Raw genomic sequence first — 15,720 nt, forward strand, 5'->3', positions numbered from 1 at the left:
GTCAACGATGTCGCGACTCAGGACAACGCGGAGGATAGGGGATTTGAACCCCTGAGGGCGTTAACCCAACACGCGTTCCAGGCGTGCGCCATAGGCCGCTAGGCGAATCCTCCGCAGATAACTTTACATGACCCGCCACCCCGGCGCGAATCGAAAAGGCCTCACGTGAGGCAACACACAACGATGCACACAACCACCCAGTGGTCGACTCGCGTCCCGCCTCCTGCGCTCCACCCCGTTTCGCTTCCACCGGTCCAATCCACTACACTTGTCAGTGGCTCTTCGTGCGGCGTCATCTTGCGAATCCCCCAGGACCGAAAGGTAGCAAGGGTAAGGAAGCTCTGGCGGGTGCACGGAGAGTCCTTTACTTTCCCCCTCCCCGCGGCAGTCCCTGTAACCACCTCCCCGGCCTCCCCCGTCGGCATATTACGATTCCGCAACAGTTCCCGTTGCTCTTTGAGAACGTTTGCCGCCCCCAGGCGTCGGATGCACGAGTTCTCACTGGAAAACGTCGGAGATTCGCATCACAAATACCTATCGCCGTACAGGACCGCCTCCTAACATGAATTGATCGCCTTCTTCCACCCGGGCACATCCGTGTGGAGGGCAGGTACTGAGCACCTTCTGGAGAGAGGCCCCCGTGTCACGTCGTCTTTACCCGATCGCCGCAGCCCTTGCGGCGGTTGTCGCCCTGAGCTCATGCACCGGCACGACCCCTGGCGGTGACGATGCGAAGAAGGCCGGCGCCAAAGCGGACGCCCCCGAAATCAGCGTCACCGCTCCCGATAAGACCATCAAGGCAGGCGGCAAGCTCAAGCTGAGCGTGGCCAATGGCAAGTTCCAGAAGGTCGAAGTCACCGATGCGGATCATTCCTCCGCCCCGGCCGACACCGGCGTGATGAACCCCAAGACCAAGTCGACCGCCACAGCGACGGAAACCGCCAAGGCCGGCGGAAACCTCGCTCTGACGTCGACCGACCAGACCACAGCGGCCACCGATCCGACGGACACCTCGGATGCGGAATCCAGTGCAGCCACCGACGACTCCGGCTCGCTCTCCGATACCCAGGCCAGTGCGGAGCCCACCGAACAGGGCACCACGTGGAGCTCGAAGTACGGCCTGGCCGGTAGCTCGACGTACAACTGGAAGGCCACCGTCGTCGACGACAACGGCAACACCCAGGAGAAGACCGGCACCGTCAAGACCGCCAAGCCCAAGGGCGAGGCAACCGGCATCAACCCGATCATCTCCGACGGCCAGACCGTGGGCGTGGGCGCACCGATCCTGTTGTACTTCAACACCATCGTCACCGACAAGAACAAGGCCGCCGTCGAATCCCGCCTTAAGGTCACGGCCACGGACAAGGATGGGAAGAAGCGCAATGTCGAGGGCACCTGGGCCTGGCTGCCGGTCGAGGACGGCATCTCCCGCCTGAACTACCGGCCGAAGGAATACTGGCCGGCCCACACCAACGTCAAGGTCGAGCTGCCGCTGAAGAACGTGCAGTACGCCGCCAATCGCTTCGGCAAGAAGGACGTGAACTTCAGCTTCAAGGTCGGCCGCGAGCAGATCGCCACCGGCAATGCGAAGACCCACCGCTTCAAGGTCGAGCGCAACGGCAAGGAGATCTGGAACTGGCCGGCTTCGCTGGGCCGCCCCGCTGCACCCAGCTACAACGGCGTCCACGTCGTCATGTCCAAACACGCGAACTACACGATGAAGTCCGAGCGCTGGAACTACACGACCCCCACCCAGTGGTCCGTGCGCATCCAGAACAACGGCGAATTCGTCCACGCGGCTCCCTGGTCGGAGGGCTCGCAGGGTTCGGCGAACGTGTCCCACGGCTGCATCAACCTGTCCAACAGCCGCGCGTACAAGTACTACAAGTCGGCTCTCTATGGCGACCCCGTCATCATCAAGGGCTCCTCGGTGAAGCTGTCGAAGTCCAATAGCGATGTCATCGACTGGGTCTACGACTGGGACGAATACAAGGAGATGTCCGCGCTCTAAGCAGCACGCGCCCACTCCGAACAGCGCAGGATCCTAGTGGCCGAGGCCGCACCCAACTGGGTGCGGCCTCGGCCACTTTGGGAATACATCCGATGACTTTCTGGTTGGAACAAGTGAAGACGCACAGATCGTCAGAACGGAACTGCCTTGCGCCTAGACACCCAGCCCACAAGACAAAGGAAACATACTATGACTGCTGTTCCGTCATTCGCACCCGACATGCTCGCCGGTAAGGTCGCCGTCGTCACCGGAGGCACCTCGGGCATTGGCCTGGCCACCGCGTCGACCCTGGCCCGCCTGGGCGCAACCGTCATCGCCGTCGGCCTGGGCTCCGATAAGACCCAGGTTCCCGAGGACGTCACCCTGGACCTGCGCGAACTCGATGTCACCGACGATGCAGGCGTCAAGGCCCTGATCGACAGCCTGGACCGCCTGGACATCCTGGTCCCAGCCGCCGGCATCAGCATGGGCGACCGCGAGGTCGAATGGGAGGCCTTCAACAAGGTCCTGTCCATCCAGCTCAACGCCGTCTACCGCATCACCGAACTGGCCCACGATCTGCTGGCCGCCTCGCACGGCTCGATCGTCAACATCGCCTCGATGTACTCGTTCTTCGGAGGCGGCAAGCGCGTCGCCTACTCGGCTGCCAAGGGCGCCGTCGCCCAGATCACCAAGTCCCTGGCCGAGGCATGGGCCCCCGAGGGCATTCGCGTCAACGCCGTCGCCCCGGGCTGGATCGACACCCCGCTGCTGGCCACCCTGGACGACTCCGGCAAGGAGCGCCTGCTCTCCCGCACCCCGGCCAACCGCTTCGGCCGCCCCGAAGAGGTCGGGCAGGTCATCGCCTTCCTGGTCTCCGACGCCGCGTCCTTCGTCACCGGCACCGTGGTCCCGGTCGACGGCGGCTACCTGACCACCGGCATCTGAGACACACCCGCGCCGGTGCCGTTTACAGCGGATCGGCCGGGCGAGGGGCCGGCCAGACAGCGGCCCGACCGGTCAGCCGACCGGCCCCTCCAAGCCAATCGGTCCCTGTGGGACGGATCCATCGAGGATTCCGTCCCACAGGGACCGATTCGCGTCCGGGCACGACGGCCCTGGTGCTCAGGCCTCCATCAGCCGCGAACGGATGAGGAAGCGCTTGCCCGTGGGCGACTCCACACTGAACCCCGAACCACGCCCGGGCACCACGTCCAGGGTCAGGTACGTGTGTTTCCAGTACTCGAACTGTTCGGCTGACATCCAGAATTCCAGCTCCGCCTGATCCTCCGGCACCCCCGGCAGAGTGAACCGTCCCAACAACACGTCCGCATCGCCGGTGATGAACTCGCCTGCCGGATAGCACATGGGCGAGGAGCCATCGCAGCACCCGCCCGACTGATGGAACATCAGCTGCCCATACTGCCCCACCAACTGCTGCAACAGCTCCAGTGCCGCAGCCTTCATATCGACCCGGGGCCGGGTCTCACCCTCGATCGTCGACTCCGAGGCGAGCACGGCCTCGACGCCGGTGTCCTGTTCGTTCGTAGATGCGCCGACACCCGCGGCGGGGGTGTCCCCCGCCGCGGGTGCTGCGCCGAAATCGGTATTCATGACGACACCGATCGATCCCTTCCGTTTAGAAGAAGCCCTGTTTGCCCTCGGCATAGCTGACCAGCAGGTTCTTGGTCTGCTGGTAGTGGTCGAGCATCATCAGGTGGTTCTCGCGGCCGATGCCCGAGGACTTGTAACCGCCGAAGGCCGCGTGTGCGGGGTACGAGTGGTAGTTGTTGACCCATACACGACCGGCCTGGATGTCCCGGCCCGCCCGGTAGGCGGTGTTGCCGTTGCGACTCCATACACCGGCGCCCAGACCGTACAGGGTGTCATTGGCCTGTGCGATCACATTGTCATAATCGGTGAACGAGGTCAGCGCCAGCACCGGTCCGAAGATCTCCTCCTGGAAGATCCGCATCTTGTTGTCCCCGTGGAACACCGTGGGCTGGATGTAGAAGCCATCGGCCAGGTCCCCATCGAGGTGTGCCTGTTCGCCGCCGATCAGGACCTTCGCGCCCTCCTGCTTGCCGATGTCCAAATAGGACTTGATCTTCTCCAGCTGATCGTTCGAGGCCTGCGCGCCGATCATCGTGTCCGTGTCCAGCGGGTTGCCGATCTTGGTATTGCGAACGCGCTCGATGCCGGCTCCGACGAAGCTGTCGAAGATGGAATCCTGAACGAACGAACGCGAGGGGCAGGTGCAGACCTCGCCCGAGTTCAGGCTGAACATCGCGAAGCCCTCGAGCGCCTTGTCGTAGAACGCATCGTCCTTCGCCGCCACGTCCTCGAAGAAGATGTTCGGGCTCTTGCCACCCAGCTCCAGGGTGACGGGAATCAGGTTCTGGGATGCGTACTGCATGATGAGGCGACCCGTGGTCGTCTCACCGGTGAAGGCGATCTTCGAGATCCGCTTATTGCTGGCCAGCGGCTTGCCACATTCCACGCCGAAGCCGTTGACGATGTTGACCACGCCCGGGGGCAGCAGATCGCCGATGATCTCCATGACCACCAGGATGGAGACCGGGGTCTGCTCTGCCGGCTTGAGGACCACGCAGTTGCCGGCGGCCAGGGCCGGCGCCAGCTTCCACACGGCCATCAGAATGGGGAAGTTCCACGGGATGATCTGGCCGACTACGCCCAGCGGCTCGTGGTAGTGGTAGGCGACCGTGTCCTCGTCGATCTGGGACAGGCTGCCCTCCTGCGCGCGGATGGCGCCGGCGAAGTAGCGGAAGTGGTCGACGGCCAGCGGCAGGTCCGCTGCCAGCGGTTCCCTGATCGCCTTGCCGTTGTCCCAGGTCTCGGCGACCGCGATCTTCTCCAGGTTCGCCTCGATCCGGTCGGCGATCTTGTTCAGAATCACCGCGCGCTCCGCCACGCTGGTCTTGCCCCAGGTGAGCTTCGCCTTGTGGGCCGCGTCGAGCGCGACTTCGATGTCCTCGGCATCGGACTGTGCGACCTCTGTGAAGGGCTTGCCGTTGACGGGGCTGACGTTTTCGAAGTAGCGCCCCTTGACCGGCGGGACCCATTCGCCGCCGATGTAGTTCTCGTAACGGGGCTTGAAGTCGATAAGTGCGCCCGGCGTGCCCGGTGCTGCGTAAACCGCCATGATGTCTCCTCGTTGAGTAATCGTGGTCCCGCTGTGCGGGTATGTCCACTGTAAGTCTGCTCATGCACAGTTGCACCCGCGTTGCATGGATTTTCTGGGAGGGCCGGCTCCCAACACAGGCGTAAACACCACGCGAGCGCGGGAACGACCGGCTGTAGTGAGTCGTTTCCGCGCTCAGGTGGTGTCTGCGCGCTCAAGCACTAGGCTCGGGGCATGGACTTCAAGCAACCGCCCGTCGTCCGCATCAGCCGGGACACCACTGGTGGCGCCGAGAACGGATCGGCCGGGGCAGAACCAGGCTCTGCTTACCCCTTTTCGATCCCCGCCGTGGCCCAGCTGCTCGCCGAGGGCCTGACCCTGGACCCCGGGATGACGTTCCTGGTCGGCGAGAACGGCTCGGGCAAATCCACGATCTTAGAGGGCATCGCCCTGGCCTTCGGCTTCGCCCCCGAGGGTGGGTCGATCCACTCCCAGCACAGCACCTGGCCATCGGAGTCCGACCTGTATACACGCCTGTACATCCAGCGGGGGATCGGGACCAAACGGTGGGGCTTCTTCCTACGCTCGGAGACCACCCATTCCCTCTACACCTACCTGGAGGAGGTCTCGCCCGGAACTGGGCTGCACCAGATGAGCCACGGCGAATCGTATCTGGAGCTCTTCTCCGACTACTTCTCCCGGCCCGGCTTCTACTGCATGGACGAGCCCGAGGCCGCGCTGTCCTTCGGCTCCACCCTGCGCCTGCTGCGCATCCTGGACCAGATCAGATCCGCCGGCGGGCAGGCGCTCATCGCCACCCACTCCCCCATCCTGGCCTCGCTGCCGGGTGCCACCGTCATCGAGGTGGGCGACTGGGGCATGCGACAGGTGCAGTGGCGCGACCTCGAGCTGGTCGACCACTGGTGCCGCTATCTTCAGGCCCCGGAACGCTATCTGCGGCACCTGCTCGATTAAGGCCTCGGGCGCGGCCGGCTACGCCAGGTCCATCATCTGGTCCTTGGGCACCCGCCCCATCACGTAGAACTCGGGGTTCGGCTGGATCCCGCCGACGATCGCCATGCGGTTCGACAGGCCGAAGAAACCGGTGACCGCCGCGATGTCCCAGATGTCCTCGGCGTCCAGGCCCTGTCGAAGCACCGGGACATAGTCGGCCTGGCGCACCAGTTCTGGCGAGCGCGCCAGCTTGACTGCCAAGTCGACGATCGCCTGCTGGCGCGGCGCCAGGCCGGCGTGCCGCGGGTTGACCGCGACCTTGTCCGCAATGTGCTTATCGCGCGCATAGATGCGCAGGAAGGCGCCATGGGACACGACGCAGTACAGGCAGCCGTTGGCCGCCGAGGTCGCGGTCACGATGAGCTCGCGGTCCGCCTTGGTCAGATTGCCGGTCTCCTTGGTCATGAGCGCGTCGTAGTAGTTCACGAAGGCCCAGAACTCCGCCGGGCGCCGGGCCAGGGCAATGAAGACGTTCGGGGTGAAGCCCGCCTTCTCGGTCTGCTGAGCCAGGTACTCGCGGATGTCCTCGGGAATGTCGGCCGGGTCCGGCAATGGGAATTCGACGGGTGGGAACGAAGTGGGTGAGATGTCGTCTTTGGCATTCATGGTCCAACCCTAACGCCTGCCGGCCCCTATCGCGCGGCCTGGTGCGGCACCACCACGCGCCGGATGATGATGAGCAGGCTGGCCGTCACCGGCACCGCCAGCAGGGCGCCCAGCACCCCGGCGATCGTGGCCCCGGCGACCGCCCCGATGATCACCAGGGCACCCGGCACGTTGACGGCCGCGCGCATGATCCGGGGGCTGAACACATAGGACTCGATCTGCATGTAGACCAGATAGTAGATGCCCGCGATGATCGCCATGGTCGGCGATACGAACAGGCACGATACGACGATGACGACGGATGCCGACAGGGTCCCCACCAGCGGGATCATCGAGCCGATGAAGGCGATCAGGGCCAGTAGCGCGGGCAACGGCGCCTGCAGGATGACCAGGAACACCGCGGAGAGGACTCCGTTGATGGCCGCCAGGCTGACCTGGCCCAGCACGTAGCCGCCGACCGAGCGCATGATCTCCTCGGCCACGGATTCCGTCCCGGCGCGCCGGGACGCGGGGACCAGTGCAAACGCCCAGGACTTGATCGTCGGCAGGGTCGCGGAGAAGTAGACGGTCAGGATCAGCACGATGATCACGCCTGTCGTGCCGTTGGCGATCGTCGAGCCGACGCTGACGAGCCCACCGCCCACGCTCACCAGGTTCTGCGGATCACTGGCCCAGGTGGTGGCGTTGGCGACCATCGTGTCGACGTCCAGCGAACCGCCGAATCTGCTCTCCAGGTCCTTGACCCATTCCTGTTCGGCGATATCGCCGATGATCGTGGGCAGATTGCCGATGAACGCCTGGATCTGCGCGACCAGGGTCGGCACGATCAACAGGAGGACGCCGGTGACCACCAGAAGGAAGGCCACCGCCACGATGACCACTGCAATGGAGCGTTTGATCCCCCGTTTGGCCAGGAAGCGCACGATCGGGTCCAGGCCCAGGGTGATGAAGAATGCGATGGCCACATAGGTGACGACGGTGGACAGGGTGTCGATGCCCTGCAGCAGCCACCAGCCCATACCCCCGCCGAGCACCAGCAGGAAGCCCACCAGGAAGGCCTGGCCCGGCCGGGCCAGCACCGCGCCCACGAGGTTCTTCGGGCGCGTGGCCGCGGGCAGCGGGGAATCCGACGATTCGTCACTCATGAACCCCAGCATAGGCGGACCCGGCCCGTGCCCGGCTACGGTGGGAAGCAGCCGCGGCGCAGCGGGAAGCGGCTACAGCAGTGAGCGGCTGCGGCGCAACATAATCGTGATGACCAGGCAGATCACCATGCACGCGCCGATCACCCAGGTCACGCCGGGCCAGGACGCCAGCTCCCAGGCCCGCGGCGTGACATTGCCCGCCAGTGAGGACCCCGCATAGTAGAACAGCATGTACAGCGATGCCGCCTGCGCGGGGACCCCGGCTCCGGCAGCCCCGCGCTGGGCCACCCACGCCGAGGCCAGCGAGTGCACCATGAAGAACCCGGTACTCAACAGCAGCAGGCCCAGGATGATCACCCACAGGGGCCGCATGGCCAGGGCCGCCACGCCCAATAGGGCGACGACCGGTCCGAACACCACGACGGAACGCAGACTGGTCCTATCCGCCAGGCGCCCGGCGAATGCCCCGGCCTGGCCCCCGATCGGATACACCAGGTAGAGCAGCCCGACCACGCCCACACTGAGCAGGTACGGCGCCTGTTCCAGCCGGAAGCCGATGACGTTGAAGGTTCCGACGAAGGCGCCCATGCCCAGTGCGCCCAGCAGATACAGGCCGATCAGCACGGGGTCGCGCAGGGCGCGACCGAACTTGGCCACCAGCTCGGCGACGGAATCGCGGTGCGGGGTGAAGCCTCGGGATTCCGGGAGCAGGATCCAGCAGCCCGCGGCGCACAAGGCGGACACCAGAACCGTGGCCGCGAGCGCCAAATGGGATGTGTCGAGCCAGGCCACGTGGCTCACTCCCAGTCGGCCGAGCAGTTCGATGACCCCGGCGGACACCAACCGGCCGGTCAGGCCGCCGATCGTGGTGCCGAAGATGTACTGGCCGGTGGCGGTGGTGGCATAGGAGGGGTGGATCTCCTCGCGCAGGTAGACAGCGGCTGTGCCGGGCAGTCCGGCCAGCACCAGGCCCATGCAGAAGCGCCCGCACAGGAACAGTGGCCAGCTGGGGATGAGGGAGACGACGATGCTGAGCACGACCGCCAGGGCCAGGGACCAGCGAATCAGCCGGACCCGCCCGATCCGCTCGGATACGGGCACCGCCAGGATCAGGCCGATGCCAAGGCCTGCGGTCGCCACGGACACCGACAGGGCGGCCGTAGCGGGGCTGATGCTGTAATCGCGCGCGAAATACGGCAAAATGGCTTGAGTGTTGTAGAGGAGGACGAAGGTCGCGATTCCAGCCATGAGCAGGCCGGCCTCGATTCTCCGTGTTGCGGGTTCTCCCTTGAGGTATCCGGCGAATTCGCTCACACGTCCATGGTAGGCGCCCGCCTCCCGCCCGCAACGGGGGCACCCGGGCGCCGCGATCGAGGAGACAAGAGTGACCGACGATTCCACCCCCGCGCCGGGCCCGGCCGGGGAAGCCACAACCGCGCAGATCCCACAGGTGGAGGAAGCCACGGCCGCTTCCGGGGCTGTGGCCGAGGGTCCAGCCACCGCTGAAGTCGCCGACCCGCTGGCAGCGCTCCCCGGACACCGGCAGGCGCTGCACGACTTCGTGGTGGCCCCGGAGAACCTGACGCTGCCGGACTTCTCCGGCATCGACTCGGCGGCTCTGCTGGAGGTCCTGGAGTTCGTCGAATCCTTCCAGGCCGCCCGCCTCGCCGAACTCGTCGCCGATCCGGCCGCACCCACCTTCATCAACACCACGCTGCGCATCGACGAGGCCACCGCTCCGGCGTTCCGCCTGGCCGCGGTAGCGCGCGTCATCGGCTCGAACATCATGACCGAGGCCATCACCGACGCGGTCAACACCGTGTTCCGTCGGCTCGCCGCCCTGCAGACCGGCCTGCTGTTGGACGCCGACCTCTACGCCAGGCTCGACGAGGTCCCCACGGCCGCGCTGACCCCGGAGGACCGTCGCCACCACGAACTCATGGTCGCCGATTTCGTCCACGCCGGTGCCAAACTCGACCCCGATGCCCGCGCCCGTGTGCGCGACCTGTCCGCGGAGATCACCCGGCTGGAGACGGACTTCGACGTCGAGGTCCTGGCCGAGTCCGATTCCCTGGCCCTGCAGGTGCCGTACGACCGGGCGGCCGCGGCGCTGGCCGGCCTCGACGCGGAGACACTGGCCGGGCTGCGCGAACCGGCGGGGGCATCGGCGGGGGATGCAGCCGAAGCCGGCTACACCCTGCCGCTGGTCAACACGACCCAGCAGCCGGCCCTGGAGCACTTGGACGATCCGGCGACCCGCGCCGCGCTGCTGGAGCGCTCCATGTCCCGCGGCGGTCGCGGGGGCGCGCACGATACGCGCACCATCATCGCCGACCTGACCGCCCTGCGGGCCGCGCTGGCCGCCGAACTGGGCTATCGCAGCTTCGCCGACTACTCGATCTCCACGCAGGCCGCCGGCTCCCCCGACGCGGCCTCGGCGCTGTTGTCCCGGATGCTCGAACCCGCGCAGGCGCAGGCCGCTGCGGAACTGGACGCGGTACGCTCGGCCTACGGCCTGGACGAACTGGGACCTGCCGATGTCACGCACTATCTGGCGCGCTACAAGCAGGACCATTTCGCGCTGGACCCCCGGGAGCTGCGGAGCTACTTCGAGTTCGACCGGGTGTTGGTCGACGGCGCGTTCTACGCCGCCACACAGCTCTACGGGGTCGAATTCGTCCGCACCGAACTGTCCGGCTGGCACCCCGATGTGACCGTCTACGCCGCGGTGGAGGACGGCGCCGTCACCGGGTTGGTCTGTGTCGACCCCTATGCCCGACCGATCAAGGGCGGCGGCGCGTGGATGGACCAGCTGGTCTCCCCCGGCCGCTATCTGGGTCAGGCCCCGATCCTGACCCTGTCGACGAACTTCGCCAAACCGGCCGAGGGCGCGCCCCTGCTGCTGAGCGTGGACAACGTCCGCACCGTCTTCCACGAGTTCGGCCACGTGCTCCACGGGCTGTTCTCCGATTCCCTGTACTCGACCAGGTCGGGGACGTCAGTGCCACGCGACTTCGTCGAGTTCCCCTCGCAGTTCAACGAGATGTGGATGTTCCACCCCGCGGTGCTGCCGAACTATGCGGTGGACCATCGGACCGGTCGCAGCCTGCCCCAGGAGACCGTGGAGCGCCTGCACACGGCCGAGCGCTTCGGGCAGGGCTTCTCCACCGTGGAGCTCCTGTCCGCCGCGCTGCTGGACCTGGGCTGGCACTCGCTGCAGGCGGGCGAACAGGTCGACGCCGTGCTGTCCTTCGAAGCCGCGGTCCTGGACAGCGCCGGATTCGATTCGCTCATTCCGCCGCGCTACCGCTCCACCTACTTCCGCCACATCTTCTCCGGTGGGTACGCCGCCGGCTACTACGCCTATCTGTGGTCCGAGGTGCTGGCCGCCTACACCCAGGAGTGGTTCACCGCACGCGGTCTGAGCCCCGAGGCCGGCGAGGCCTTCCGCACTCATATCCTGGCGCCCGGCTACTCCGCCGATCCGAGCGAGTACGTGCGCGAGTTCTTCGGCGAGGACCCGGGCGTGGGTCCGCTGCTGCGCAGCCGCGGCCTGGCTCCGGTCGAGGATGCAGATGCGGATGCTGACGGTGCCGCTGTCGCCGGGACTGGCGGCGGGACCGGGGCCGGACAGGCCGAAGACGCCGCGGGGATGGGAAACCCGGGTGCGGGCCCGGACGAACGGGACTCCTGATGCACGCGCGCAATCGGGCCGTCGAGGCCGATCTGCGCGCGGCTGGCATTGACGCGCAGATCAGGATCTTCTCCGAGCACACTCCATCGGCGCGTGCCGCAGCCGATGCCCTGGGCGTCGAGCTCGGCGCAATCGCCAACAGCCTCGTCTTCATGGCGGTGCCGAACGCGGACGCCTGCGGGCCCGCGGGCGGCGCGCAGCCGATTCCCACCGACGAGGCCGGGCCGGCCGACCCGGCGGGCAGCGCCGGTGAGCCGTTCGCGGTGCTGCTCATGACCTCGGGCGCGCACCGGGTCGATACCGGTTATGCGGCGGCCCGGCTGGGGGTCGCGAAGCTCAAGCGGGCCACGCCCGAACAGGTGCGCGCCGCGACCGGCCAGGTGATCGGCGGGGTGTCGCCCTGTGGGCACCCGGCGCCACTGCCGATCTACGTCGACCGGGCACTGCGCGACCATGATGTGCTGTGGGCCGCCGGCGGCACCGCCGATGCGATGTTCCCGCTGAGCTATGCACAGTTGCTCGCCCTGACCTGTGGCGAGGAGATCGATGTCGAGCCCTGATCGGGAAGGCCGCCTGGCTCTGCGGATTGCGGGCTTCGCTGCGGGAGTGGCCGCCGGTTACGGCCTGGACGTGGCCAGGGCCCAACTGCAATCGCGCTTCTACCCCCATTACTGGAACACCCACCCCTATCCCGAGGGACCAGAGCCACGATCCAAGGGGCTCCCGGCACCGGTGACCATGCACGTGGTGGGTGATTCTGCGGCTGCGGGGGTGGGTCCGGGCTTCATCGATCCCCGCAAGGGCTACGTGGGCCTGGTGGAGAAGCGTCTGGAGAATCTGGCGGGCCGGCGCGTGCGCACCTCCAACCTGGCGATCCCGGGTGCCAGTTCGTGGCTGCTCATGGAACATCAGCTGCCGAGGTTCCGCGCACTGCGGGAGCGGGTCGGCCCGGCCGATGTCACCCTGTGCATCATCGGCGCCAATGACATCGCCGGCCGCGAATACACGCTGGACGGTTTCATCTGGACGGCCGAACGGCTCTACGCACAGCTGCCCGCCGGCACCGTGGTCGGGACGATCCCCAGCTTCGGATTCGACCTGGTCAACCGCAGGGTGACCGACGCCAACGCCGTGATCCGGGCCCTGGCAGCCCGGCACGATCTGGAGCTGGCAGATCTGTTCGCCATCACCTCGGCGCTGGATCTACGCAGTTATCTGGCCCGCACGGGCGGCGACTTCTTCCACCCCAATGCGGCCGGCTACCGCCTGTGGACCCACGCGATCTGGCCGGCAGTGCGCCGGGCGTACCTGCGGCAGGGCCGCACGCAAACACGTCCTTTCCCCGCGAACACGTCCCTATAGCAGCGTGTTCGTGGGGAAAGGACGTGTTCAGGAAGCCGGACCGGCCCCCTGCACCGCGCTGTCGGACTCCTCCACGATCGCCAGGGCCGCCCGGAAGGCCGACTGCCCATCGCCCGACTGCACCGCCGCGACGATGTCACCGTGCCAGCGCAGGGCATTGGCATTGGCTATCTGCGGCATCAGGTCGTGATGGGTGCGCCCGGCCAATAGCGCATCGACCACACCGGTCAGGCCGGCGAAGAACTCATTGCCCGAGGCCTGTAGCAGCACCCGGTGGAAATCCATGTCATGGCGCAGATAGTCCTCGGTCCGGGCATCGCGCGCGGTGGCGACCATGCCGACATAGGCGGCGGCCAGTGCCGCGCACTGTTCGCCCGAGGCCCTTTCAGCGGCTCGGCGCGCGGCACTCGGCTCCACCGCCGCGCGCAGTTCGGCCAGGGTCCCCAGCAGTTGGGCGCGCTGCGGACCTGCCAGCCGCCAGCGCAGCACATCGGGGTTGTAGGGGCTCCAGGACTCCTGCGGCTGCACCGTGATGCCCACCCTCTGGCGGCTGGCCACCAGGCCCATGGACTCCAGTACCCGCACGACCTCGCGGATCACCCCGCGCGACACCCCGAACTGGGCTGCAACTGCATCGGTCGACACGATGGCCCCCACCGGGCGCTCACCGGACACGATCTCCTGGCCCCATTGCTCCACCACCGAGGTGTGGAGGTCTCTACCGGTCAGTGCCATAGCCACCCATCGTCGTCATAGCTCAAGGATACGAACTGGGTGGCTATGGACCGAAACCGGCAGGGCCCTCGCCATCGGCGGCGGGTCCGGCCGCGGAGGCCGCAGCGGGTAGGACCCCTTAGAGTCCCGGGGGCTCCAGGATCGACGGATCGTCCACCGAGGCGCCCTGGGTGGTCAACCGGCGGGAGTACACCGTGCCGTCCTGCACGATGAACAGGTCCCGCCGGTCCGCGCCACCGAAGGCCACCGCGTCGACCCCGTGGTGGACCACCGGCCCGGCCAGGAAGATCGCCACGCGCCCGATCGGTTCGCACACCTGCACTCCGGCGGGCGTTGCGAAGTACGCCCATTCCGCGGTGTCGAAGGTCGCCGAGGCGCTGCCGCCCCAATCGTCATAGGTCTCCAGGCGGAAGAACGGCGCCCCGAACTGCGGCAGCCGCGCCTCGTCGAGCTGGTAGATCCACTGATTGCGGTCCTCGGCATCGGCGATGATGAGCATCGAACCGTCCGCGCCCAGTGCCAGGGCCGAGGCCTCCTTCTGCGGCAGCGCGACCTCGCCGCGCACCGCGCCGGTGTCCAGGTTCACGACCCGCAGCACCGCCGTCACGCTACCCGCGCGCCTGGCTCCGGGGGCGGCGGAACCCGGCGTCATGGCCTCGGTCGAGGTGATGGGCCGGACCGCGTCCGCTGCCACCTCGTCGATCACGGCCAGGTCGCCGCCACCCAGCCAGCAGGCCGCGCGCACGTGCAGATCCGGCAGGATCGTCCGGCCGGCCGCGCCCTCGGCGCCGCTATCTGCAGCAGGGCCGGTGCCGAGGTCCCAGACCGTCAGGCCCCCGCGTGCGGGGTCCGCAGTCACCAGGCGGCCCGCTCCCGCGGCGGCGAGTACCGCGGCGGGTTCCGGAAGCACCCGGGTGCCGGCGGCCTCGGCTGCCTCAGCAGACGCAGCGTTCCCGGCACCGGTGGAGCCGAGCGCGACACGGTACACGCCGTCGTCCAGGCTCGCGTACACGCTGCCGTCGCTCGCCTGGGCCAGACCGGTGGCGCGTCCAGCGGGCAGCCCGGTCACCGGCTGCCAGTCGCGGATGCCGGTGATCGTCTCCCAGACGCTGCCGCGGGTGTCCCAGCCCGCCTGGCCGCGCGCCGGCGGCTCATGCGATTCCAGCGGGGCCGGGTAGTCCCGCCACAGCCAGCGCATCGCATCGGGCCACAGTTCCCCGGCGAGCACCGTGGAGTGGTCGCCTTCGAAGAAGTCGAGTTCCGCATCGTAGCCGGAGAATTTCAACGCCTCGTACATGGTCTGCGCGGCATTGGGCCAGGAGCCCGCGTAGAAGGTGCCCCAGGGCTGTGCAGCGGACAGGTGGTCGCCGTCGCCGGCCAGGATCCGCACCCGCAGCGGGCGGGCCTCGGTCTTGCGGACAAGTTCGGCCAGGGTGTCCCCGCCGCGCATCGCGACGAAGGTCGGAACCTGCGGGATGACGCGCCGGAACTGGTCCGGGCGGTGCCAGGCGGCCAGGAAGCAGGCGATGCCGCCGGTCGACGAGCCCATGATCGCGCGATCGTTCGGATCGTTCGACAGCGGGATCTCCGCGTGCACGGCCGGCAGCAGTTCCTCGGCCAGGAAATTCGCATAGCGAGGCGACAGCGAGTCGTACTCGTACGACCGGTCGTAGCGGCCCAGGTACGTCCCGTCGGTGTGCTTGCCGCTCAGCGTGGGCAGCACGCCCGGGTCGATGAACACCGCCGCCATCCGCGGCACATCGCCTGCGGCAATGAGCGCGTCGAGGCGCTGCGGCACCAGTTCCTTGTTCCGGATCGAGGTCCCGTCGAGCGCGATGAGCAGGGGCAGCGGGCCGTCGGCCTGTCCATCGGCCCGCGGCGCCGGACGGTAGATCGCATATTCGTGCGGGACTCCGGGGAAGTACTTTCCCGGTGCCAGGGTACGTTCCTCGACCGTCCCCACAGGGGCGTTCGGGTCGATTCCGCTGGGCAGGTCGCTCGCGTCGGCGGGATTGTTCGTCACTGTCATCCT

13 protein-coding genes, 1 tRNA gene and 1 other RNA gene are annotated in these 15,720 nt (G+C 67.4%); 7 read left to right on the forward strand and 8 right to left on the reverse strand.

Annotated features, from left to right (window positions below):
* Window positions 1-28: 28 nt before the first annotated feature.
* Window positions 29-113, reverse strand: a tRNA-Ser gene (locus NQ036_RS06475).
* A gap of 160 nt (window positions 114-273) precedes the next feature.
* Here NQ036_RS06475 and ffs point away from each other — a divergent pair.
* The 3 genes from ffs to NQ036_RS06490 all read left to right on the forward strand — a co-directional run bounded on the left by ffs (window position 274) and on the right by NQ036_RS06490 (window position 2,938).
* Window positions 274-368, forward strand: an RNA gene (ffs, locus tag NQ036_RS06480) — signal recognition particle sRNA small type.
* A 272-nt stretch (window positions 369-640) separates the two neighbouring features.
* Window positions 641-2,011, forward strand: a complete 1,371-nt coding sequence (locus NQ036_RS06485; protein WP_257049202.1) for an Ig-like domain-containing protein — start codon at window positions 641-643, stop codon at window positions 2,009-2,011.
* A 189-nt stretch (window positions 2,012-2,200) separates the two neighbouring features.
* Entirely contained in the window at window positions 2,201-2,938 is a 738-nt protein-coding gene (locus NQ036_RS06490; RefSeq protein ID WP_257057791.1) for an SDR family NAD(P)-dependent oxidoreductase, read from the forward strand.
* Between the two features lie 177 nt (window positions 2,939-3,115).
* On the opposite strand, the gene NQ036_RS06495 is transcribed toward NQ036_RS06490, so the two are convergent.
* Complete coding sequence (locus NQ036_RS06495; RefSeq protein ID WP_257057794.1) at window positions 3,116-3,604, reverse strand: DUF779 domain-containing protein; 489 nt, start codon at window positions 3,602-3,604, stop codon at window positions 3,116-3,118.
* A 25-nt stretch (window positions 3,605-3,629) separates the two neighbouring features.
* Window positions 3,630-5,153 (reverse strand): aldehyde dehydrogenase family protein, encoded by a 1,524-nt coding sequence (locus NQ036_RS06500; protein WP_257049205.1) that lies wholly within the window; start codon window positions 5,151-5,153, stop codon window positions 3,630-3,632.
* Window positions 5,154-5,366: 213 nt separating this feature from the next.
* On the opposite strand from NQ036_RS06500, the gene NQ036_RS06505 reads away from it, so the two are divergent.
* Entirely contained in the window at window positions 5,367-6,107 is a 741-nt protein-coding gene (locus NQ036_RS06505) for an AAA family ATPase (RefSeq protein WP_257057797.1), read from the forward strand.
* A gap of 18 nt (window positions 6,108-6,125) precedes the next feature.
* Here NQ036_RS06505 and NQ036_RS06510 read toward each other — a convergent pair whose 3' ends face one another.
* From NQ036_RS06510 to NQ036_RS06520, 3 genes are all read right to left on the reverse strand, one after another.
* Window positions 6,126-6,752 carry a peroxidase-related enzyme gene (locus NQ036_RS06510; RefSeq protein ID WP_257057798.1) on the reverse strand — a complete coding sequence of 209 codons (627 nt, stop codon included), beginning with the start codon at window positions 6,750-6,752 and terminating at the stop codon, window positions 6,126-6,128.
* Between the two features lie 26 nt (window positions 6,753-6,778).
* The gene (locus NQ036_RS06515) at window positions 6,779-7,897 is read right to left on the reverse strand and encodes an AI-2E family transporter (RefSeq protein WP_257057800.1); all 1,119 of its coding nucleotides are present in this window, start codon (window positions 7,895-7,897) and stop codon (window positions 6,779-6,781) included.
* A 72-nt stretch (window positions 7,898-7,969) separates the two neighbouring features.
* Window positions 7,970-9,211, reverse strand: a complete 1,242-nt coding sequence (locus NQ036_RS06520) for an MFS transporter (RefSeq protein ID WP_257057802.1) — start codon at window positions 9,209-9,211, stop codon at window positions 7,970-7,972.
* A gap of 70 nt (window positions 9,212-9,281) precedes the next feature.
* On the opposite strand from NQ036_RS06520, the gene NQ036_RS06525 reads away from it, so the two are divergent.
* From NQ036_RS06525 to NQ036_RS06535, 3 genes are read left to right on the forward strand one after another with little or no spacing between them, the layout of a single operon-like run.
* Window positions 9,282-11,591 carry a M3 family metallopeptidase gene (locus NQ036_RS06525; protein WP_257057804.1) on the forward strand — a complete coding sequence of 770 codons (2,310 nt, stop codon included), beginning with the start codon at window positions 9,282-9,284 and terminating at the stop codon, window positions 11,589-11,591.
* Window positions 11,591-12,151, forward strand: coding sequence for a YbaK/EbsC family protein (locus NQ036_RS06530; RefSeq protein ID WP_257057807.1), 561 nt, complete (start codon window positions 11,591-11,593; stop codon window positions 12,149-12,151). Before NQ036_RS06525 ends, NQ036_RS06530 begins: the two co-directional genes overlap by 1 nt.
* Window positions 12,138-12,953 carry an SGNH/GDSL hydrolase family protein gene (locus NQ036_RS06535; RefSeq protein ID WP_257057809.1) on the forward strand — a complete coding sequence of 272 codons (816 nt, stop codon included), beginning with the start codon at window positions 12,138-12,140 and terminating at the stop codon, window positions 12,951-12,953. The genes NQ036_RS06530 and NQ036_RS06535 overlap by 14 nt, the downstream gene beginning before the upstream one ends.
* Before the next feature lie 27 nt (window positions 12,954-12,980).
* Here NQ036_RS06535 and NQ036_RS06540 read toward each other — a convergent pair whose 3' ends face one another.
* Both NQ036_RS06540 and NQ036_RS06545 read right to left on the reverse strand, forming a co-directional pair.
* Complete coding sequence (locus tag NQ036_RS06540; RefSeq protein WP_257049217.1) at window positions 12,981-13,688, reverse strand: FadR/GntR family transcriptional regulator; 708 nt, start codon at window positions 13,686-13,688, stop codon at window positions 12,981-12,983.
* 118 nt (window positions 13,689-13,806) lie between these two features.
* Entirely contained in the window at window positions 13,807-15,711 is a 1,905-nt protein-coding gene (locus NQ036_RS06545) for an alpha/beta hydrolase-fold protein (protein WP_257057811.1), read from the reverse strand.
* Between the last annotated feature and the right edge of the window lie 9 nt (window positions 15,712-15,720).

The organism is Brevibacterium sp. 91QC2O2 (genome assembly GCF_024580695.1).
Classification (GTDB): Bacteria; Actinomycetota; Actinomycetes; order Actinomycetales; family Brevibacteriaceae; genus Brevibacterium; species Brevibacterium moorei.